1 protein-coding gene (only partly in view) is annotated in these 25,929 nt (G+C 61.9%); it reads left to right on the top strand.

Features of this window, described 5'->3' with window-relative positions; genetic code table 11:
* Nucleotides 1–25,929: the 3' portion of an autotransporter-associated beta strand repeat-containing protein gene (locus U1A53_RS16180; protein ID WP_322282525.1), read on the top strand. It extends 9,882 nt beyond the left edge of the window; the window shows 25,929 of its 35,811 coding nt (coding positions 9,883–35,811); the start codon falls outside the window, past its left edge; it ends in the stop codon at nucleotides 25,927–25,929.

The raw sequence follows: 25,929 nt of genomic DNA, 5'->3' as shown, positions 1-25,929 counted from the left end.
CGCACCGCTGGCAGTGGTTCCCGTGTGAACTTTACCGGCACCAACCTCGGCTTTGCGGACATCGGCAGCTCGCAGATCCTTTTGACCAGCCTCAATGGAGGCACCCCTGCCCTGACCAACAATATTCTTGGCGGCTGGGCCGTCACCAATGGCACTGAGTTTGCCTCCTGGACTGCTGGCAAGGGCGTCGGCCCGCTGAATAACGCGGGTTACGCGGGCTACACCGGCACGACCATCACCGCCGGTAACAATCCCACCCAAAATATTCGCCTCATCGCCACGGGTGCCGTTGGTGCCGCAGACACATTGAACAGCTTGAACATGGTGGGTAACATCAATCTGACCTTCGCCACAGCCACCAACACGTTGAACCTTGTCTCCGGTGGTTTGATCAAGAGCGGTGCCAATGACAACACCATCGGTGCAGCGGCCGACAGCGGTCGTCTGACCGCAGGCGGCACGGCTGCGGGGATCAGTGAGTTGTTCCTCATGAACAACCAGAACACCCTGACTGTGAACTCCCGCATCATCGACAACGGCGTCGGCCAGACTCGCGTGGTCGTCGCGGGAGCAGGCACGACGGCCTTTACGGCCCCGAACACCTACACGGGCGACACCGTCGTCAACTCCGCCCTCAGCCTCAACGGCGGTGTGGGTATTGTCACGATCCCGAATCCGGGTGCCGTCGGCGGCAACACGCTGACCATCAACAATGCGGCAGTCACGATGACGCTGAATGCCGGCCAGATCGGTGCCAACAACAACATCATCATCAACGGCGGCGGTTCTCTGACTTACTTCGGAGCCAACAATACCGTGGCAGGCACCATCACCCTCAACAACCAGGGCGGCACAGCCGGACCGACCCTCGCAGCTACTGGCTTCTCGCTGGCCGGAGCGGTCACCGTGATCGGCAGCAGCACCGTCACGGTCGCTGCCTCTGCGGGTCTCGCCGTGGGTCAACCCATCACGGGCACGGGCATTCAAGCTGGCTCGACGATCGCTTCCATCGTGAATGGCACCACGATCACCCTCTCCGCCCCGGCCACTACCAACGGCACCAACACCCTCACCGTCCCGGGCGTCGTCAATCTGAGCAACGCCAGTCCGATTGTCGCGGTGAACGATGCCTTCGGCACCACTCCGACCATCAGTAGCGCTCTGAATTTGGGCGGCGGTTCCAAGACCATCACCACCAGCGGCTTATCGCTCAACTCGCTCGTCATCTCCGGCATCATCCAGAACGGTTCGCTCATTAAGGAAGGTGCCGGTGCGCTCTCACTCTCCTCGAACAACAGCACCTTCGCTGGTGGCATCACCCTTAATCAGGGCCTCCTGATTGTGGGTGCCAGCGACCAGTTTAACTTTGGGGTCGTTGCTGCCGGTCCTCTCGGCTTGGGGACGTTGAGCATCCCTAATGACGGCGTGAAAATCACCGGTGTGGCCACCACGATCTACAATCCCGTCACCGTCTCCAATCCGAGCAACACACTCACTTTCAATGGCATCTCCGGCAACAATCTGGCTCTCAACGGCCTCGTGACGTTCAGCGGCGGCACCCCGATCGTGAATGTCGAAAGCCCTGCCGTCATCGGCACCCTCGGCGCGAAATACACCGGTGCCTTCAACCTCACCAAGGAGGGCCCCGGCATCCTTTCCCTCGGTAACATCGCCAACGATTACACCGGGATCACCCAGGTCAACAATGGCACCCTCCGCCCTGGTAACACGAACGGTCTGTCTCGCTTCTCCAACGTCAACCTCGCCACGGGAGGCACCCTGGACATCGCGGGTATCAACGTCGTCACCGGCTCCATCACTGGCACTGGATTGGTCACCAACAACTCGGGCACTGGCGCGACCTTGGCTACCGGTTTCGACAACAGCACCTTCACATTCTCCGGCCGCTTCGGCTCCGCCAATCAGACCAGCACCAGCTTCAACCTGAACAAGATCGGCACGGGCACCATGACCATCGACAGCGCGGCGGGCACGGGCACCATGGGCATCGGCACCTTCACCACCTCTCAAGGCACCTCAGTTCTCAGCGGTGCAGCAGGCAGCACGAAATTCCAGACCTATACCCTCCCTGAGGGCGGCACGCTCATCCTCGACAACAGCGGTGCAAATCTCAACGACCGCCTCGGTGGCACCAACTTCGCCATCGGCTCCGGCTTGGTGCGCAACATCACCATGCAGGGCGGCGAGTTCAAAATCATCGGCAATGCGGGTGCAGCCACCGTGGAAACCTTGAACCTCGGCACCGTTGGGGCGATTGGCGTTCAGTCTGGCTCCTCGATCATCACTTTGGATGCGAATGCATCCCAGTCCTTGATCCTGAGTGCAGGAAATCTAGCCGCCTTGTCGGGTGGTGGTGCCTTGCTGATTCGCGGTGACAACCTCGGTGCCGCTCCCGGTGCCGGTGTCGCCAATCTCTTCGCCCCTGCGGTTGTGAACTTACTTGGCGGTGCCACTGGCGATGGCAGCAACACCATCAGCATTCGTCCTGACATCATCGCGGATACCAGCGCCACTGGCAACGGCATCGCCTTCGCCACCTACTCCGCCATTGGTGGTGTCCGTCCGCTCGCGTCCACCGAACTGGCCCCCGGCCTGTTCCGCGCCGTTTCCACGGCATCCAACGTCGCACTCAACAGCACCCAGCTCTACGGCTCGGTAACCACGAACAGCCTCACCTTCTCCGGTGCCACCGCACTGAACGCCATCGGCGATGAGGCCATCCTGAACATCGGTAGCGGCGGCATCCTAGTCCTCGACGCCAGCGGCGCCGACTTCACCGGTGGTCTCATCCAGTCCGGCGGCAATCAGATGATCATCCACCAGCTCGACACGGTGAACACCCTGAACTTCAACGCTCAAGTCCTTGGTAGCAACGGTTTCATCAAGACCGGTGCGGGTGCCATGAGCATCGACAAGCAGCAGTTCTTCACCAACAGCAGCCAGACCACCATCAACAACGGTCTGCTCACCCTGAACAGCGGCGTGGACAATACCCTCACGGTGATTCCAACCAACGCGATTCCGACGCTTCAGACCGTCCGCGTCAATGGAGGAGGCACCCTTGATCTCAACGGCAAGAATCAGGTGGTTTCCCGCATCGACAGCACCACTTCGCTGCCAGGTTCCGCCGGCATCGTCACTAATAGCAGCGGCACGGCGGCGACCTTGACCGTGGCTGACGCGGGTTCCACGACCTTTGGCGGCAGCATCACCGGCAATCTGAACTACACCCGTTCCGGCAACAGCACGACCACCCTCACCAGCAACAATACCTTTAGCGGCGTGACCTCAGTCCGAAACGGCGTGCTGGCCCTGCAGGATCAAGGACAGCTCTCCGGCACAACCAGCATCACCAACTACTTTGGTGGATTGACCCTCAACGACAGTGGTCTTTACGTTGTCTCCAACCGCGTCGGCGCGACACCGATCACCATGCAGGGAGGCACGCTCACCTACATTGGCGTGCAGAGTGGTGCCACGGTTGGTGCCATCACCCTCAACGGTGGCGCGGGACTGGGCGGTGCCAACACGATTACGGTGACTCCTGCCACCGGCACGGTCACTCCGTCCACGCTGACCATAGCGGATCTGATCCGCTCCACGGCGGGCACAACCATCAACTTCACCGGCAATAATCTCGGCCTTGGCGGCACCAACAACAGCCAGGTCATTCTCACACAAGTCAATACTGCGGCCATCACCTTGGACGACGGCATCCTCGGCGGTTGGGCCACGGTGAACGGCACTGACTTCGCGAGCTACATTGCCCCGAGCGGCACATCTGGCGGTGTTGGCGCGCTCGGCATGTCGGGTTATCCGGCATATTCGACCAATAACTTCACCAACGGCGTGGCAGCCAACAACATCAGAGTGTTCGCCACGGCGACCTCGGCGGCCAGCCCTACCTTCAACTCCCTAACCGTCGCTGCCGCTGCCGCGACGACCTTGACTGTGAGCGGCACGCTGACTTTGGGCACCGGCGGCTTGCTCATCAACTCGGGTGCCAATGCCCTGACCATTTCCGGCGGCACAGGCCTGACCAGCGGTGGCTCTGAGCTCTTCATCCACACCAACACCGGCGCGGGCGTCAACACCATCGCCACGCCAATCATTGGTGCTGGCGTTGCATTGGTCAAGAGCGGTGCGGGCGGCCTTGTCCTGACCGGCAATAACAGCTACGGTGGTGGCGCGGCAAACACTTATGTCGATGCGGGCACCCTTACCTTGAGCACCGCCAGCGCGAACGGCACCACCACGGTTTCCATCCCGAACGGCACCCTCATCATTAACAACGCGGCGGTCACACAGACGGTGGCTGGAACTATTCATAATAGCGCCAACATCATCCTGAATGGTGGCAGCACACTTACTTACACAGGTGCAAATACCGTCGCGGGCAACATCACCTTCAACAACACCGGCGGTGCGCTCACCCCGACAATCACCGGTGGTACCGCTCTCACGATCACCGGCAGCATCACCTCGGTGAATGACAGCTTCAGCACCACGCCTACCATCGCCAGCATCCTCAACCTCGGTGCTGCAGCCCGCACGATCAACGTCAGCGGTCTGTCGCCAGACGGCCTCATCCTCAGCGGCATCAACACCGGTGCGGGTGGTTCCATCAGCAAGACTGGCAATGGTTCCCTCATCCTCACGGGTGCCAGCACCTTCACCGGTGGTGTCGCCCTGACGGCAGGTTCGATCATCTTCGGTGTGGACAGCACGCCGACCGCCTTGGGAGCCACGGTGACGGCCGGCCCGATCGGCACAGGCGCGCTGACCATCACCGACGGAGCCAAGATCCTCGCCGGTGGTGCCACCCGCACCATTGCCAACAACATCACGGCCAACACCCAGCTCACCTTCGGCACGTCGGCGCAGAGCCTGACCTTGAACGGGGTCGTCAGCTTTGGCACCCCCACTCCGACCATCACGGTCGAAAACAACTTCGCGGGCAACGGCGGCATCGTCATGACCCTCGGCGCTCCGTTCGCTAGTGCGGGCGGCTTCAGCGGCTTCACCAAGGCGGGTCCGGGCCAGCTCGCCATCAGCGCGCTGAGCAATCCGAACCTGACCGGCGCGATCACCATCAACGATGGCTGGCTCACAATCACCACCCAGTATGGTCTGGGCGGATCGCTCTACACCGCAGGTCCTGCCCTTGGCTTCAATGGGGGTTCCTATCTCAATGGTGCCACCAACGTCTTCGTCCAGAACGCCGTCAACTTCGGTGCCAACGGCATCCTGCACGCCTCGGTCGGCAACACCGCCATCGGCGCTGTCACCATGGCCTCTGGCAGCACCGCCCTCGGCATCCAGGGCGGCCAGACCAATACCATCTTCGGCGCCCTGACGATGAACGGCAGCACGGGCAGCACGCTGCACACGTTCAACCAGTTGAACGTCCTCGGCACCTTCGCTGGGAGCACGGCTTCTGTCACCAAGCAGGGTGTTGCCAATCTCATTCTCGGCGGGGCCTCCACCTACGCAGGCAACATCATCATTGATCAGGGCGCTCTTGAGGCTCGCGTCGGCAGCACCACTCCTGCCAATGAGCAGCTCACTTCTGCTGGCACCATCACGGTCAACGCAGGCGCAGCTCTCCGCATCCTGAGCGCCGCCAACATCGGCACTACCGTCACCACGGTGAACACCAACAACGACGGTATTGGTGCCATCGGTTTGGGTTACAACGGGGCACTTCCTGGCAGTGTGACCTTCGCAACGACGAGCGGAACGGTGGATGGCACGCTCGGCATTGACGTCGTCGGCTATAGCACCGCTGTTGACCTCGGAGCCCTCGGACCGAACAATCGCGTCTTCCTCGGTTCCACCGCTGGTGGTAACTACACCGCCACCACCCTCGGTGTGGGCGCAGGCAACGTCTATCGTCTCGGCACAGGTGGCAGCACCCTCCAAATCAACAGCCCCGTGCTGGTCAATGGTGCTGGCAATTCGGTCGTCGTCGGCGCGGTTTCCGGCACACCGGGAGCCAACCTCATCGGCAACGGTGGAACGGTGATCCTCAATACCCCGAATGCCTACACAGGCGGCACCACCATCAACGGCAATGCCGTCGTCCGTCTCGGCAACCCTGGCGCGCTCGGTTCCGGCGCGATCTCGTTCAACAGCGGCACACTTGAAGTCAACCAGACCGGCCTCGGCGTCACTGGCACCGTCGGCTTGCTCCAGCCGATGAACATCACCAACGCCATCAACTTCTCCGGCACCGGCGTCCTCAGTGCGCTGGCGGGCTCCGGCAACACCATCGGCGCCTTTGCCGCTGACGCCTTCATCGGCGGCGGTGCGCAGACCCAGATCGATCTCACCCTCAGCGGTGCCGTGAACCTCGCTGGTGCGACCTATCGCGCCCTGAGCGTCGCCGATGCGACTCGCATCGTCACTCTCTCCGGCCCGATCTCCGGTGCTTCGACCCTCGTGAAGACCGGCGTCGGCATTCTGCGCCTCTCCAACGGCGCGAACACCTACACCAACACCGCCATCAGCCAGGGCATCCTGGCCCTCAGCAGCACGGGCAACCTTCCTGGCAGCATTCTCCTCAACTCCGGCACTCTCGCAGGTTGGGACCAGAACTTCACCGTCGCCAACAGCATGCAGTTGATCCAGACCAGCGTGATTGACGTGGGCGCGGCGACCACTCTCACGGCTTCCGGCATCATCAGCGGCGACTTCACCTTCGTCGGCGCGCAGACAGGCCTCACCAAGACCGGCCTCGGCACCTTGGTTCTCTCCAACAGCAACACCTACCTCGGTGTCACCAGCATCAACGCCGGTGTCCTGAGCATCAGCGCTGACAACAACCTCGGCAGCGTCGGCGGCTTGAACGTCACTCCTGGCGGCCTCACCTTCAACGGCGGCCACCTTGCCGTCACCGCCACGAGCACCTCCAACCGCGCCCTCACCATGACGGGTGCCGGCAGCATCAATGTGGCGGCGGGCCAGACCTACACCAACAGCGGGCTCACCGTCAACAGCACCGGCCTGCTTACCATCAACGGCCCTGGCACGGTGATTTTGAACGGCAACGTCACGGGTGCCAATGTCCACGACAACACCGCCATCAGCAACGGCGCTACCTTGATGACCCAGTCCGCCCTCGGCACGCCATTCGGCGACGTGGCGGTCACCATCAACGGCGGCTCCCTCCGCGTGAACACCAACGGCCCCGGTGCCGTCTTCGTGATCCCGACCGTCAACTACGCGGGTGGTTCCTTCATCCGCCTCGACGCGCAGATGGGCAATGACATCCAGCTCACCGCCACCACCCTCGCCCGCGTCGGAAACGGCACCTTGTCCATCGTTCCCGGCGTGGACGGCAACCTCGGCAACACCGTTGGCGCTGACGCCCGAGTCCTCAGCGGCACGGTCCTCGGTCAGGTCACCACCACTCCCCAGCAGCTCGCCACCCTCAACAATATCGGCGGATTCAACGGCTTGAACGTGAATGCTGTCGCTGGTTCCATCCTGCGCTTGGCTTCCAGCACGGATGCATCCGCGAGCTTCGTCAGTTACGACCCCGTTATCGGCTTCATCTCCGCCAGTCCGATCTCCGCGCTGACCAACACCTTCACGGGTTCCACGGCAGCCACGATCGCCAACATCACCTCCGCCACCGGCATCACCGGCACGGCTGATGTCTTCGGCATCACGACCACGGCCAACATCTCAGGCGGCACCCTTCGTCTCCGGAGCATGAACACCAACGACATGGGTGCCCTCATCTTCAACGGCACCAGCAACCTGAGTTCCAACCTCGTCGTCAATGGCCTGACGCCGTCTGTGAACCTCACGGGTGCTTCCACCAACGCGACAACCACCGTCACGGTGCAGAGTACTGCCGGCCTTGTGGTGGGCATGCCGATCTCCGGCCCCGGCATCCCTGTGGGCGCCACCATCGCCACCATCGCCAGCGGCACGACCATCACCATCAGCGTCGCCGCCACCGCCACCGCCAGCGGGCTCACCCTCGCCGTCAACCCGGCCACCACCGGTGCGAGCGAAGGCATCATTTACGTCAGTGGCAATGCAGGCGTCGCCGCCACGATCAGCGGCGGCATTTCCGCCAGGACGATCACCAAGACCGGTGCGGGCGAATTGATCCTCTCCGGCAGCAACGGCATCTATGGTGCTCTCACGGTGAACAATGGCACCCTGACTCTGGGTAATTCCTCCGCTTCCACCAAGCTGACCACCGCCCTCGTGCTTAACGACACCGCCAAACTCAACGTCAACGGCGGCAATGTCACCTTTGCAAGTCTGGCCGGCACGGCAGGCATTGTGGGCAACGCCTCCACCGCCGCGAACGGCACGCTGACCATCAGCGGCCTGACCAACACCACCTTCCTCGGCAACATCGTCGATGCCATCAATGGCGGCAACAAGACCACCGGCCTGATCAAGAACGGCATCAACACCCTGATTCTCGGCAATATCACGGCCAACAACACTTATGCGAACCAGAACAGCTTCACTGGTGGCGTGATCATCAATCAAGGCCAGTTGACCGTTCAAGACCCGCTTGGTCTCGGCGGTGCCAACGGTTCCACCCCCGGCACCGTGACCCTCAACGGCGGTATCCTCGCTCTCAACAGCAACGGTGGCGGCCCGAACGGCACCATCATCTATGGCCAGTCCGCAGGAACACCAAACGGCCTTAACGTCGCCGTCACCGGCACGGCCACCATCAACGTGGATCGTGTTGGAGCCAACACGGGCAACCAGATCCAGATCGGCAACCTGTCCATCGCCAACAACACCCTCTCCCTCACGGGCGGCAACAGCTACTCGCTCAAGGCGGCTGGCACGACCACCCTCAACGGCGGTTATGCCAATGTGAACACAGCCACAGCTGGCGCCACCTTCCTGGAGCTGGCTGGTGTTGTCAGCGGCGCGGCTGACCTCAACAAATTCGGCCAGGGCACCACCGGCTACGGCACACTCCGCATCTCGGGCACTGCCAACACCTTCACGGGCGGTGTGAATATCCACGCGGGTGCTGTCCAGGTCACCGGCACCTCAGGCACGCCCCTCGGCGCCGGTCTGGTCAATGTCAATCCCGGCGGGGTTCTCCGCATTGCTGGCAATGGCAGCATTGGTGGCATCAGCGGCCTGAATCTGAACAGCAACATCAGCAGCCTGCCCGCCATTGTCCTCGACACCGACTACAACCCCGGCACCGGCCTGAACTCTGCCAAGCTGAATGGCGGATTTGGTGCAGTCCTGCAACTGGCCGTGCCTGAGTTCAACTCAGCCCTCAACATGGCCAGCATCGGAAATGGCAGGCTCTTCCTCGGTGGCTACGGTGCGACCGAAATCCAATACCTCGCCCCGACCCTCGTTGCAGGCGCCCCCGACTCTACGATCACCATCAGTTCGGGAGTAACGGTCACCGCGAGCAGCGCAACGATTGCGGTCGCGAACACCACGGGCTTGGTGGTCGGACAGCAGGTATCTGGGACCGGCATTCCAGCGGGTGCGACCATTCTCAGCATCGCTGCGAATACAAGCATCGTCATCTCCGCACCCGCCACTGCGGGCGGCACTAGCATCTCCGCCGGTGTGGGAGTTTACCGCCTTGGTGCCAACACCGGCCCGAACTTCGCCTTCGTCGGCTCGGACAACGTCCTCGGCTCCGCCAGTGGCGCTGGCACGGCTCGTGTCGTCATCGGATCACCACTCGGCAACATCGCCGGCACCACGGCAGGCAGCGGCACGGTCATCATTCGCAATTCCAACGACTACTCCGGCGGCACCACCATCAACAGGGGTTCCCAGGTCATCATCGACACCGGGGCGTCGGGTGCCACCCCCTTGGGCAGCGGCACAGTGGAAGTGTTCGGAACCCTCCGCACCGGTGTTCCTGGCGGTCTGAACAGTGCATCTTTCTACAACTCCGTCACCAACGCCAACAACAACCTCATCCTCATGCGTCCGGGCAGCTTGGTCCAAATCTTTGACCAGCTCGGTTCCGTGGCTGACGGCCAGGGCAGTTGGGCAGATGCCACCGGACAGGATCTCAATGGCGGTCAACTCCGTTTCGATGGCATTGCCAACGAACAGTCCTATGAACTCGTGGGCGCGCTCGGGGTGAACAAAGGTTCTACCGCCACCGTGGTTCGCGTGGGCGGCGCAGGCTCCGCCACTCTTGAAACCGCAGCTCTGACTCGCGGTTCCAATGGCACCCTCGGTCTTGCCACATCCGCCGCAGGCACGCTCGGCATTCCAAACTTCAATCAAAGCATCGGCACCACGACGGCCAGCACGACGGTCACCGTGGCCTCCACTGCCGGGATGTTCATTGGCCAGCCGATCTCCGGTGCCGGCATCCCTGCCAGTGCCACCATCACGGCCATCGCCAGCGCGACCAGCCTTACGATCAGCGCCGCAGCGGTCGTTGGTTCGGGCGTGATCACGGCGGGCATTCCGGCCACCTCGTTTGACCGCTTGCTCGTAACGGCTGGCGTAACCCGCGCAGGCACGACCAGCAATGGAGCCACCGTGGTCAACGGCGGCATTGCCCCTGTGTGGATCGTGGACCGGACCAGCAACTCCTATGTGGGATACAATCCGACGGCGGCTACGACAGGCTTCCAAACCCTGATTGCCCCTGGCTCCGCCACCTTGGGCACCGGTCAGTTGGGTTACAGCTCAGTCAGCACTGGTGGTGCGATCGCCGCGCTTGGTGCTGGTACCACCTTGGATGTGCGTGCGGCAGCCACCTTGTCGGCCAATTCCACAGTCTATGCTCTGCGCAGCGGCTTCAACATCAGCCCGACGGCCAGCTTCAATACCATCACCTTCGACAGCGGTGCGGGTAACATCGGTGGCGGTTTGCTTCTGACCGGCAACACCACCACCCCGCCGATCATCAACCCGGTCCAGGCGGCGGCTGCCACGGTGTCGCCGGTCACCCTGCCGATGACTTTGGCCTTCGGTGCCAACGAAGCGGTCATCTACGTCGGCGTCGGCACCTCCCAGATCAACGCCCAGATCACCGGCAGCAATGGCCTGACCAAGTTCGGCCCGAACCAATTGTCGCTGACCTCGAGCAACCCGTTCCTGACTGGCACCATCACCCTCAACGAAGGCAATCTGTTCCTCCAGAACCCGGTCTCGAACTCCGGCACCGCCATCGCCAGCACGACCAACAGTCAAAACATCGTCATGAACGGCGGCACGCTCATCATCGACAGCCTGCTTTCCAACGACGCCGGACGTGACTCAAACATCGCCAGCGGCATCCGCCTCACCGGCAACATTGGCAGCAATGTCACCGTCAACGCCGATTCCACGATCACCAACAACAACCAGGGTTGGATGCAGCGGATCAACAATCTCACCTTTGCTGATCTGGGGGCCAACTCGCCCATCTACCTGAACTTTGTGCAGAACGGCATCACTGTCACCGGCACCACCACCCTCGGAGCCAACAGTAACATCATTGGTTCCAGCTTCGGAGCGGCCAACCAGACCATCCTTGAAGGTCAGGTCGTCGGCGGTGCCAGCGGCAAGCTCATCAAAGTCGGCAACGGCGGCCTGTTCTTCAACAACGCCACCAACACCTTCGGCACCGCCGCTTCCATCGGCCTCGAAGTCTGGGCCTCCACCCAGAACACTGCTTCCAGCCTCATCGGCACCACGGTGCTGGGTGCGGGAACCCCCTTTGGCGTGGGCGACATCAACCTGCTGCCCGGCACGCAGATCCGTCTGGCTGATGCGCTCAATATCGCCGGCCAGAAAGTCATGGCCGCAAGTGATGATTGGGCGCTCTCCGGTGTGTCCTTCGGTTACAACAACAACGGCGTCGCGCTGACACAGGCCGGCATCCTGGCACGCCTCACCACAGGTGCGGCAGCCAATGGCGTGGTCCAGTTGACCACCACGGGCTCCAACCTCGGTGTCATCTCGCTCGACAACTCCTGGCAGTACGGCGCTCTCGACATGGGCGCGATGGAAACCGCCCTCAACCAGGGTGGAGCAGTGGAGCGGCTCTGGCTCGGCTCCATGATGAGCGGTGTGAACAATCAGCTCTATTTCGCCCCGACTCTCGGTGCTTCCACCGACGGCGTTTATCGCCTCGGCGGCGGCGGCAATCAGGGCACGCTGTGGATTGGCTTCAACGCCTTCGAAAACGTGCTGACGGGTGCCAACAGCGTCCAGATCGGCGCGGCCAGCGGCAACGCCAACGCCGACGCGGCGCTGATCAACGGCAACACCAACATCACCCTGAACACCCGCCAGAACTTCACCGGCGACATCTCCTCCAACCGCAACTCGGTGCTCAACATCGGCAACTCCTTCGCCCTCGGCACCGGCAAGCTCGTGGTCAATCACTCGACCGGGACCGGCGGCAGCCTCTCCGGCAGCGTGGCCGGCGGCGGTGGCGGTGCTCTTCAGACCTTCAACGGCGCGGTCAGCCCAGGCAATAACGTGGACATCGCGGCCGACCTGCGCTGGCAGGGCAATGGCGACCTCGTCCTCCGTGGCAACGTGAATCTCGCTCCAGGCGGCGTGGCCGGCACCCATGTCTTTGAAATCGGCATCGGCGGCCAGCCCTCGGCCTTCGGCATCAACGGCATCCTCAGCGGTGTCGGCAGCAACCTGGTCAAGTCCGGCAACCAGCCCTTGGTGCTGAATGGCCTGAACACCTACACCGGCACCACCACCATCTCGGCCACGGGCACGCTGCCTTCGACGGGATCGACCTTCGCCGGCATCCTGGTTGGTACCGATGTGTTGCCAAACACCGCAGGTGCCTTGGGCATCAGTGACACCCCGCTGCTCATCAACGTGGCTGATGACTCGGCAAACATCGTCGGTCTTGGCCTCAGCGGTCAGGTGACCTTCGGACGTGACATCATCGTCCAGATCCCAACTGACAACCACTTGGTCAGTATCTTTGGCAACAGCCTTTACACCTCGAAGGTCACTGGCGGTATCGGAATCGTTTCCGCCGGTTCCGGTCGCACGACGATGCTTCAGGCCATCAACACCGGTCGCCTGGAGTTGCTCGGCCCGATTACCAGCAATGGTGCCGCGCACAACATCCTCGTGGGTGAAACCGGCAATATTACCGTGACCCGCGCGGGTGTGGTGTACTTCGGCGCGGACGCCAACGGTTACTCGTCCAACACTTATCAGGGCAATACGGCCCTGCAGAACGCCCGCGTCGTCGTGGGTGCCGATTCTCTCTACACGGGAGGTTCCAATGCCCTCACGATCATCAGCGGTCCGTTTGGCACTGGCACGCTGACATTCGGCAGCGGTACCGGAGCCGCCACCGCCCTGACCGGCACCTTCATCGGCTCGGATGGAGCCAACCGCGTCATACCAAACGCGCTCGGCACCATCGCTGCTGCAGGCGTCTTGCCGATCACCTTTGAAGGCCGCGGTAACCTGACCTTCAACAACACCATTAATGCAGGAACTGCTGGTGCCTGGGATCTCAACAGCGCCGCCACGCTGCAAAACCGCAACTTCATCATCAGAACAACCCAGGGGGTGATCCAGTTCGATGCCAACCTGATCTCCAGCGGAGCCTTGGGTACGAACTTGCTCGTCAACAGCGGTGCCTCAGTCGGTGCTGGTGTCTTGGTCATCACCGGCACCAACGGTGCCTACAACAAGGACGTGGCCAACACTAACTACGGCACCTCCTGGTTCATTGACGCTGGTGTCCTGCGGGTGACCAGAGATGTCAATCTTGGTGATACCGCTCCGATCGCTGTTGGAACTGGTGGTGCGCACTTGGTCGCAGGCCTGGCCACGGATGTGCGTCTGCGCGGCGGCATGCTCTCCGTCGGTGGTTCGTTCACCACTTCCCACCAGTTCATCCAGACGGCGGCCAGCACGATTGAAGTATCCAGCGGCTTCACCTTCGGTCAGGCTCTGCCCATCACCGGAGCCTTCGGCCTGACGAAGATCGGCGGCGGCACCTTGGTGCTCAACTCCACCACGAACGCCAACACCAGCCTCACCATCGGCAACTTCAATGGTGGCGGCGGCACGGTGATGACTCAGATGACCAGCGGCACGCCGTTCGGCACGGGCGCGATCACCCTCACCAACGGCACCCTGCAGCTTCAGGGCACCCTTGGCACGGCCCCCGTGGGAGTTACGGGCGTCCAAGCAACGACGGGATACAATGTCACTGTCAGCAGCGCCGTCGGCATTGTGCCCGGCATGACGGTCACCGGCACCAACATCCCTGCTGGCGCAGTCGTCACCAATGTGAACGGCACCACAGTGACACTCAGCGCCCCGTCCACCGTCATCGTCGGCGCGGCGACTCCGCTGACCTTCGGCGTGGTGAACCAAGCCCTCACAGTGGCTTCCATGACTTACAACGCTGGCAACGTGCAACTGATCAAGGGCACCTCGCCCACGACCACCACCTTGACCTCCACCGGCACGCTGAGCCGTGGCACCAACGGCATGTTGACGGTCATCTCATCGAACCTGACCACGGATCTCGGAGCCAACGAGTTCTTCAAGGTCGGCGGCACCGTGCCAACCAATGCGAGCGGCATCCTCACCCTGCCCTCCATCGTGGGCCGTGACTCCACCGGTCAGGATCTCAACTTCCTGCGCTACGACGTGACCAACGGCTTCCTGCTGAACAATGCCACGCTTGCTACGGATCTGACCGTATCCGCCGCGACGTCCTTGGGAGATTTCGCCACCACTCAGCAGGTAGCCGCAGGCACCATCGACATCCTCGCTCTCCGCACCAGCGCCAATGTCACGGCGTTCGATGGCTCTTCGCTCCTTCGCCTTGCCAGTGGTGGTCTCATCATGAACGGCACGACGGCCGCCAACATCAGCAGCAACCTCCGCTTTGGCACGGGTGCCACCGCGCAGGAAGCCCTCGTCTGGGTCAGCGGTGGTCAGACCGGTGACGCCACCCTCTCCGGCAACTTTGAAGCCACCGACTTCACCAAAGCCGGTGCGGGCACTCTCCTGATCTCCGGCACGAACAATCTTATGGTGCCGCTCAACACGGCGGCAGGCGGCCTGCGCAACATGACCATTCAGGAAGGTACGGTGAAGTTTGCCGGCCAGAGCAGCGTCCCCCAAGGCGGCCTGATCAACCTTGTGGTCAACAGTTCCAATAGCTTTGACCTCAATGGCCAGAACATCACCATCGGCGGCCTTTCCGGTTATGGCAGTGTGATGAACAGCGGCTCCTCCTCCACCCTGACTGTCAACACGGGCATCGGCCAGGCCACCACCTACACCGGCACACTCAATGGCAATCTCAGCCTGACCAAGACGGGCAACGGCACACTGACCCTGAACCAGCCGCTCAACAAGGACGGCGCGCCTCTGGCCAACACCTACACGGGCGGCACCACCGTCAATGCGGGCCGCGTCACCAGCGCTAACGCCATCGCTCCGGTCAGCACCGGCACCCTCGCGGTGCGCAACACGCTCGCCCTCGGCACCGGTCCCGTCACTCTCAAGGGCGGTATCCTCGATCTCGCCGCCATCGCTGGCAACGGTTACGCCGCAGGTGAGCTCACCGACGGCATCCCCACCATCCAGTTCGGCTCCGGCAGCGGCTACAACGTCACCATTGATCAGTACAACAGCTTCGGCAATGGCGCGACCTACGCCAACACCACCTCCGCCCTCGCCACCGGCGCGGCTCCAGTGGCCTGGAATCTGATCAATAACGTCACCCTTAATGCCAATGCTCTTACTTGGACTGGTGGTCAGAACACCAATGTCCAGATCAATGGCACGTTGCTTGTCAATGCCACGGGTGAAACCTTCCTCAACACCCTCAACCAAGGTGTGATCAGCGGCAAGATTTCCGCCGCTGGCAAGACCTTGGTCAAGACCGGTGCCAGCAACCTGTTCCTCACGAACGGTGACACGGGCGCAGGTGCGAACGATGTGGGTGCTTGGAAACTCATGGCGGGCACCACCGAAGTCCGTCTCTCCAATGGCGCTTCCAATCCGCTCGGCGCTTCCGCTCCGATCACCCTCAATGGCGCGAACCTCAATATCCGCCACGACGGCGACAACACCTCGGTCATGCAGGTGCTCACCACCTTCCAGAACAACAATCTGACGATTGGTTCCACAGCGGGCATCGGCAGCGGTAGCTACATCGGCAGCGGTGCGGTCGCCATCGACGCCCGCACCATCAATGGCGGCAACAACAAGACCATCAAGCTCGGCAACCTCGCGTTCGGCGGTCCGCTGGGCTCGCCCGTGCTGACGCTAAACTCCGCCAACGGCTACAGCTTTGAGTTCAACAACCTGACCATGATCAAGGATGCGGAGTTCATCCCCAACGCCAACACCACCATCCTTGGCAACATCAGCGGCAACGGCACGCTCCTCAAGGCCGGTGGCAGCCTGTTCATCAACAGTGACAACACAGCCACCTTCGCCGGCGGCTACGTCAACCAGGGCGGCACCACCTTCTTCGGCACCTTTGAAGGCAACGTCATCACTCTGAGCAACACCGCCAACTACGGCACGGGCAACGCGCTCATCCAGCCGGGACAGGCCATCCAGTTCAACAGCACCGGCAACATTGCCACCGGCGCTGGCAGCGTCGATCTGCGCAGCAACGCCATGGGCAACTACGGCATCCTCCGCATGGCCGCTGATGCGCCGCTCTCCGCCTTCAACCTCCTCATTGGCAACCTCGGTGGTCCGCAGGATGCGACCTACTTTGGTCTGGCTGGCGGCAACGGCCTCAATGGCGGCGGCAAGAACGCTGGTTCCTCCATCATCGCCCTGAACACCGTCTATACCCAGGCCATCGACCTCGCCAGGATCGGTGACGGCACCGCCTTCCTCGGATCTACAAGCAATGCAGTCGGTCAGGTCGGCAGCTACAACGCCGCCACCTTGGGCGCAGGCGCAGGCAACACCTACCGCCTCGGCGCAGGTGGCAGCACACTCTACGTCTCCAGTGACATGGCGTTCAGCAATGTGCTGACCAATGGTTTGGGCGGCAACACCAACCTCATCGTCGGCATGATCGACAGCGGCTTGAACGTGGACAACATCACCGGTGGCAACGGTCGTGGCACCGTGGTGCTGATGACCAACAACAACTACGCCGGTACCACCGTGGTGAACCGTGGCAGCACGCTGGAGTTCCGTGGCACGCTGGCCACCAGCGCCTTCGACAACTACGGCATCCTGGTCGCCGGCGGTCTCGGCGGCACGTTCGTCAACGTCGGACAGACGGCCAACATCGCCCCAGTCACCCTCCTCGCCGGTTCCGAACTGCGCTTCGACTACTCCACCGGCTTGCTGGCCACCAGCAAAATGGAAGGCTATGGCGGCCAGGGTCGTTGGATGAATGACGCTGCCATCACGCTCGACAACGCCACCATCCGCCTTCAGGGCAATCGTGACGTCGAAGTCACCGAAACCGTCGGTGACGTGGTTCTCGAGGGCTTTGGTCAGCTTGTCGTTCAGCGTGACTACCTCAACCGCACCGTGACGTTGGTCCTCGGTGGCGGTGGCGGCACCGATCTCACGCGCACCACTGACAATTCAGTCGGCGGTCTCAGCATCGCCGGGAACAACGCCACGCTCCAGATCAACCCCATCACGGCTCTCCAGCTCGGCACTGATGAGCGCGTGAAGCTCGTCGGTGGTGTGGCTTCCCTGCCCACCTTCAGCATTCCAGGTGTCACCGGTGGTCCCGTCACCATCTTCAACGGCATGGTGGCACCTTGGATCATGAATCCGCAGACTGTCGATGGCAATGCCCAGTTCCTCACCTACACGGCTGAAAACGGCTTCGTGAGCGCCGGCTTTGACGGCATTCGCGGCGGTGCTCTCGGCGCTACCAGTGTTCCGAATGAGCGCACGATCATCAACGCCGCTTCCTCCATGATCGGCGGAGCTGGATTGGCCCTCGACACCTACGCCCTGCGTCTGGAAACCGGCGACATGACTTTTGCCTCCGGAACGGCGGCAGCCACGGACCGTATCCGCATCCGCAGCGGCGGCCTCATCATCAACGGTGCTCGCACCATCCATCCGGGCATTGAATTTGGCCTGGCCGGCAGCGGTGAGGCGGAAGCGGTGATCTACAACAACAACAACCTGGTCGTCGGTGATCTTGCCCGCCCTTCCACCACCGGCCAGCTCATCAATGCCAGCAACGTCCTGAAACATGGTGGTGGTAACCTGTTCATTGACGCCCGTCAGAACACCTTCAACGGCAACTACATCATCAATCAAGGCGGCATCTTCTTCCGTGAAAATACGCTTGCCCAGCCCAACCTCGGTGGCGTGGCAACTTTGGGGGACATGACGACGGGCTTGGGCGGTCTTGTGGTGCTGAACAACGCATTCACCCAGCTCGGCTTCCGCTCCGACAACGTCGGCCGGGTCAACGGTGTCTTCACCAGCACTTCAGGCAGCGCGACCATCGCGGTCGCCTCTGCCACCGGTCTCGCTGTGGGTATGCCGATTTCCGGCAACGGCATTCCAGTCGGCACCTTCATCGGTTCGATAGCCACTCTGAACGTGGGGCTCGTAAACGCCGCTGGCGCGCCGGTGCTCGCCACAGTCACCCAGGGCACGAATACAAACAACGCCTTCACCTCCAACGTCGGTGCCACCGTGAACTTGGTCGCAAGTTCAGTGACCGCCAATGGCACGAACAGTACGGTCACGGTCGCGAGCACCGCAGGTCTTGTTCCTGGCATGCCTCTCTATGGACCAGGCGTGAACGGCCTGACCATCGCCCAGATCACCAGCGCCACCACTTTCACCCTCAGTGGTGCTCCGGCAACGCTCTCTGGTGTCGGACAAATCGCCGCCGTCCTCGGCACCTCGGCCTTCAACACCGGCCTCATGATTGCGGAAGGCAACCACATCGCGACGCTCTCGACCGATCGAACCTCTGTTACGGCCACGGGCCAGACCTTTGTCATGAACGGCGGCATCACCTTCGGCGGCGCACCCGGCGAACAAGGACAGACGCTGAATGCAGGCTTCGCGAATAACATGAGCTTGGTAGTGTCCGGTGGACTGAATCTGGGCCCTGCTGGCAACGCCTTCATCAACACTTCGAACGGTGTAACCTTGAGGATCGACGGACAAACAACCGGTGCAGCTACTCTGATCAAAACCGGGGGAGCAACCCTTGATTTGAACAACATCAACACCGGCCTGCTGAACACCAACTCCGGCGGCATCCAGGTCGTCCAGGGCACCCTGAACATCCGCGGCACCAGCACCGGCGTGCCAATGACCGGCGCGACGGTCGGGGCGACAACGACCATCACGGTTGCAGACACCACCGGCCTCACCGTTGGCATGTTGGTTTCCGGCGCGGGCATCCCTTCAGGTGCCACCATCACAGGTGGCATTACCGCCACCACCTTCACCATCAGCGCCGCCTCCACAGCCCAGACCGGGACGGTGACGCTGGCCTTCTACGACCCCGCCACACTGAACACCTTTGCCAGCGGCAACCCGAACAGCATGGCCAACACCAGTGTGATCGGTGCCACGACGACTCGGGTCAATGGTGGCATCGGCGACGGCGCTCTCACCCTCTACAGCGGCACGACCAACATCCGCATGGATGTCGGTGCTGGTGCCAACGACACCACCCGTCAGCGCTTCTGGATCGGCAGCAATGCCACGGGCAACAGCCTCATCGTCAATGGCGGCTCGACCCTCACCATTGATCGCAACACAGGTCTGGGCGGCACCAACAAGCATCTGGCCTTCAAGGATCTCACCATCGGCAGTTCGACCCTCACCACCACCTCGGGCAGCTACACTCTTGAAATCAACGGTGCCACCAATCTGACCGGCACCCCGCTGCTCAATGTGTCCAGCGGCACCGTGCTCCTGAACGGAGCCATCAACGACGGCGCTGGTTCCACACCCGGCACCCTCGGCCAGGCCATCATCAAGGGCGGTGGCGGCGACCTCTGGTTGAACAGCACCACCAGCAGCTTTGGTGGCATGTATGCGGGCACTGCTGGTGCCAACGGCCTCGGCATCGTCGTCAACGGCGGTCTCCTCCGCTTCGGCGATGCGGCCACTGAAAATGCCACCGCGATGAACCTGAACGCGATCCTGCGCGGCAGCACCATCCGCATCAACCCGACCGGCGGTATCTTCCTCACCAATCCGGCCAATATCGCCTTTGGCACGGGCCAGGTGGAACTGCTCAGTTCCGGGTCGCAGATGTCTCTCTTCCGCATGTCAAATGCGGCATTCAACCAGGGCTACATTCAGAATGCGTTGAGCAGCAACTCCAACGGCGTGCTGGCGCTTCAGGTCTCCAACGCCAATGCTTTGAATCTCGCCCTCATTGGCAATGGTCGCTCCTTCCTTGGTGCTACCGCAAACTCCGACTACACCGCCCAGACGCTGGGTGTTGGGGCCGACAATCTCTATCGCATCGGCGGCGGTGGTGCTCGTGTGAACTTCAACTCAACGGAAGCGGGGAACATGGGGGTCTTCGTCGAAGGAGCGACTCCGGGCACACGGGTTCTATATGGCAACCAGGCGGGCAACGGCAATAGCGGTGAGACGGACACCTTCGACCTTCATACCTACACCGGCGGAACCATCATCAGCCGTTCCTCCAGCCTGCTGACCCGCACCGCGACATCGGGTGCCAATGGTCCTCTTGGTAATGGCGGTGCCGTGGACATCTTTGGACAACTGCGCCTCTATAGCGGTGCAACGATGCGCAACTTCGCCGGCACCGCCAACCAATACACCGTCAACCTTCACCCCGGATCGGTGTTGTGGTTCGACAATGAAGGCGGAATCCAGAACCGTTACGACGATGCCACCGCTTTCAACCTGAATGGCGGGCAACTCTACCTGCGTGCGGAAAACAACGCGGCGACGACCACCAACGAAGTCATCGGTGCTGTGGGTTACTCACGCGGTTCCTCGTTGCGCGTTGACCGTCGCATCACCAATGGTGCCGTGCAGTTGACCATGGCGGATCTGACGCGCGCCGGGGTGGGTAGCACCCTGGCCATCGTGACCAACGGTGCCTTCCTGGGCCTCAATGCTGGCAATGATGAAGTGGAACGCATCATGGTCACCGCTTGGAACACCACCCTCCCGACGCTGTCTGGCACCGTGAACCGCAACGTGACGCCCGGCTTTGCCAACAACGGCATTCTCCCTGCCTACTACATCGATGCCACCAGCAACACCTTCCTCAGCTACAACAGCACCAGCGGCTTCCAGTCCGTGCTGAGCACGCTGACTCCCGCCACCAATCAGGTCGCTTACAGCAACATCTTCGCCGGTGGCGTTTTCAGCACCAACACGACGGCCTCCAGCGTCGTGGACATCACGACAGCCGCCATGGTGCTGACTCAAGACCAGTCCGTCTATGCCCTGCGCACCAATCAGAACATCAGCAGCGGCGTCGGCCAGTATAACACCCTCACCTTCGCTGACGGAGCCACCGATGCGGATCGCGGCGGTCTGATCACCACCGGCACGCCAACGATTGCCACCAACCTCAAGTTCGGCACCACCGGCACCAAGGAAGGCATCATCTTCAACACCGGCACCACGACGCTCACCGGCGACATCTACGCGGGCAGCATCACCAAGTTCGGTGCTGGTGCGCTCGTGATTGGCAAGGACCAGACCGCCGCCGCCAACGGCACCGGTTTCGCCGGCAACTGGGTCGTCAATGGAGGTGCTCTTACTTTGAACACCTTCGGTGCTTCCGGCGATGGTGGCACGATCACCCTAAACTCCAGCAGCACTGCCACCGCTGCGGGCACGACCCTGAACCTCCTCGCACAGCCCGGCAGTTCACTCGAAGGCCAATACACCATGGGCCGGATCATCGCGGTGGACAACACCATCATCGTCTCGACACCGAACCTCACGGACAGCGTCGTCGGCATCAATGACTTGGAGTCCTTCTCGACCGACACGACCGGTCTCTCACCGGCCCGCCTCCGTGTGCAAACCGGCAACACCCGTTCCGTGCTCAATGCCGGAACCCTCTTCCTCACCGGCACGGGCAATTCCATCCTCGACATCAACGCAGGTGCCGTAAACAACCAGATCACCTCCGGCGCGACGGGCTCCGGTCTGAACGTCACGGGTCTGAACGGCAGCCGAGACCTCATCAAGTGGGGCAACGGCTACCTCTGGGTTGGCGGCAACAATAGCACGAGCTTCACCGGGGATGTTTATATCGAGCAGGGTGCCATCGGCGTGACCGATGCCAACGCCTTCGCCAATGCCGGCACCAGCATCACCGCCCGCCGCTACGGCGTGCTGGACATCCTCACCACCGGCTTCACCAAGGCCGTCACCTACGAGGCTGGCTCCATCGAGCGCTGGAGCGTGGACAACGCCCGCAGCGGAACGATCAACCTCGGTGCCGGCACCCTCCAGGTGAACGCGGACCAGAACACCACGGTGGCCACCATTCAGATCAACGGCGGTGCCATTGAAGGCTTCCTCCGCACCGACGATCCTTCGAGCGGCAACACGGGAACGGTCTTCCGCACCTTGGGCTCCGGCGTGAGCATCAACCTCCTCGGCAACTCCTTCGTCGGTCAGAATGCCTTCACCGATGGCCCGAACGGCACCGACAGTGGCCGCACCACCGAGCTCTCGACCGGTGTCAGTTCGGATGTCAACAACAGCAGTAACCTCACGGACACCGCCCGCGGCGCGATCCTTGAAATCAAGGGCAACATCAGCGGGGTTGGCGGCCTGACCAAGCAGAGCATCGACACCGTGATCATCTCCGGCAGCAACAGCTACCTCGGTGACACAAACATTGCCAACGGCACCCTGCGCCTCGGTTCCGCCACCGCGCTGCCGACCGGCACCCATCTCACCACCACCGCTCGTGGTGTCCTCGACCTCGGCGGCTGGAATGCCTCGATTGGCAATCTCACCACCTCGCTGATCACCGGTGCGGCCTTCTCCAGCTCCGGTGGCTTCATCACCAACAGCGCTACTGTGATGAAGACCCTCACCGTCACCCCGACGGACGATGGTTCCTATGGCGGTGTCATTCAGAACAACATCAACGTCACCAAGAACGGCACCACGAAGCTCGTCTTCACCAACGCCAACACCTACCAGGGCGAAACCACGGTAAACGGCGGCACCTTGGAAGTCACGCATGCCACCGGCGGTGTCATTGACGGCATCAGCGGTACCAGCAAATTGACTGTGGGCACGGGTGCCACCTTTAACATGCGCACCGGGTTCGACGCCAACCAGATTCTAACCATCGCCGCCTGGCAGGGAGTGGCTCTCAATCTGACCGGCACCAGCCGGATCGGCATGGAAGTCGGCACCGGTACCGTGAGCAGCCAGATTGCGCTTAACACGGGAGCTCTGGCCTTCCACTCCGGCACGACGTCGATCGATGTCTATGGCATCACCGGCTCGGCACCGTCTGGTACTCACACCGTGATCAGCGCGCCTTCCGGCGGTCTCCTCACCACGAACGGCAGCTCCGGCTCCTACGTGCTCGGCAATGTTTACAACAACACCAACTTCACCGTCACTGGCGTCAACCAGACGGACACCTTGGTGACATTGGGCACCACCGCCCAGACCGAGCTGTCCTCCGCTTTCTGGAAGGGCGGGTTCACAGGCAACACCAATGTGTGGGCGGTTTCCAATGGCTCGACCCTGAGCAACTGGGCGACGGATCTCGCGGGCACGGATACGGGTCTGGTCCCCGGATCGGGCACGGCTGTTTTCATCTCGGTCACCTCACCGACCGACCAGAACAATATGGTGCTCGGAGCCGACATGAGCATCAACAGCGTGGCGCTCAACAACACGAGTGGAACCCCGGTGGTCCTCCAGAACGATGGCGGCTACACGCTGACCATCGGCGGTGCCGGAGCAATCACCACGGATGTGGGGTCTGGCGCAGCCACCTTCAATAACATGATCGCCCTGACCAACGCTACACCAGCCATCACCGTGAACAGCGCCAATGTGCTGACGCTCGCCGGTCAGGTTAGCGGTGCGGCCACCTCGCTCACTAAAACCGGCACAGGAACCTTGGTGCTCAGCGGTGCCAATATCTACGCGGGCACCACCCTCGTCACCGGGGGCGTTCTGAGCGCTGCCAACAACTTGGCCTTGGGCACCGCCGCAGGTGCCACCAGCGTGGCTGCTGGAGCTTCTCTGGAACTTCAGGGCGGTGTCAATATTGCTGGTGAAGCACTGACCATCAATGGAGTCGGTGCTGCAAGCAGTGGCGCTCTTCGTAATCTCAGTGGCAATAACATCTACAATGGTGCTGTCGCTCTCGGTAGCAATGCAACCATCCAGTCCGATGCGGACACTCTGACCATTCTTGGTGGCATCTCGGGCGCCTTCGCCCTGACCGTGGAAGGCGCTGGCAACACAGTTCTCAACGGCATCGTCGGCACAGGCGCCGGCACTCTCATCAAGAGTGACTCCGGCACTCTGACTCTCGCCAACGCCAACACCTACACGGGTGCCACCACGATCAGTGCCAATGGCGGCACGGTGATCGTTTCCAACGCCACCGGCCTTGGAACCACGGCCGGTGCCACCACAGTGAACTCTGGTGGTGCGCTGAACATCAGTGGAGTCACTGTTGGTGAAAACGTGACCACCAACGGCACTGGCGTCTCATCCACGGGCGCTCTTGTCGGCACGGGCATTGCCACCGTCACAGGAACGGTCACCATGGCTTCCAACAGCTCCATTGGAGCAGGCACAGGAGCAGTTCTGACACTCGGTGGTGTGGTTTCCGGCACGGGCATGAACTTGGAGAAAGTCGGCGCCGGCAAGGTGATCCTCTCGGTTGACAACACCTACACCGGAACGACCACCATTACTGGTGGCACCCTGCAGGTCGGCACTGGCGGCACCACCGGCACCATCAGTACGACCGGGGCCATCACCAACAACGGTGCGTTGATCGTGAACCGCAGCAATCCCTTCAGCACCTCCCAGCAGATCACCGGCTCGGGTTCATTTGAGCAGGCTGGAGCGGGCACTACCACCCTCTCCGCCGCGAACAACGACTACACTGGTGCCACGACTGTCAGCAATGGTGAACTCCGCGTCATCGGCCTGTCCGGCACCAGCGCGGTGACTGTCGGTGAAACTGGCGGAACATTGACCAATGCAGCAACTCTGGCAGCTACCGGCACCATTGCCGGCGCGATCACCGTCGGCAGCCCGACCAGCGTCGGCATACTCGCCCCAGGTGCCACCTCCCTAACGGCTGACAGAGGCACCCTGACCATCGCCGCTGTCGGCAGCACCGCGCTCACCGTTGCCAACGGCTCCCAGATCCAAATCGGCATCAACAGTCCGTCCAATGCCGTGACTCCAGCAGCCACTTTCGTCAACGGACAGTATGAGTACAATGGCGGCACTTATGCCAATGCCTTGTCCCTCTTTACCAGTCTTGAGGATAATGGCGGTGCAGCGGGTGCCGATGGTGCGGAAGCCTTGGCAACTTGGAACCAGGCCCCGACGGCGACGACAAACCATGACTTCATCAATCTCACTGGGGCTGGCTCGAATCTGACCGTCGGCACCCGTGCTTCGGCCACCTATGGCGACGGTTCCATCCGCGTGGTGAATTCCGGATTGGCCAGTGTTTCCTACGGCCAAGTTTTCAACCTGATCGACTGGACTGCGAATACCAATATGAACTTCAGCTACACCAGCGGCTTCATTGGCGGTGCCAACCCGACGGCTGGCAATCTCGATTTGGTGGACATCTCCAGCTTCGGTCTCGTTTGGGACACCACCGCCTTCGGTGCCTACGGTATCTTGGTCGTCGTCCCCGAGCCTTCCCGCATGCTGCTGTTGATGTTCGGCCTCCTTGGCCTCTTCTTCCGCCGCCGTCGCCGTATCGGTTCCCTTTGA

It is taken from the genome of Prosthecobacter sp., assembly GCF_034366625.1.
Classification (GTDB): Bacteria; Verrucomicrobiota; Verrucomicrobiia; order Verrucomicrobiales; family Verrucomicrobiaceae; genus Prosthecobacter.
Note: the sequence above shows the minus strand (reverse complement) of the source record. Positions and strands in the feature narration are given on the sequence as shown.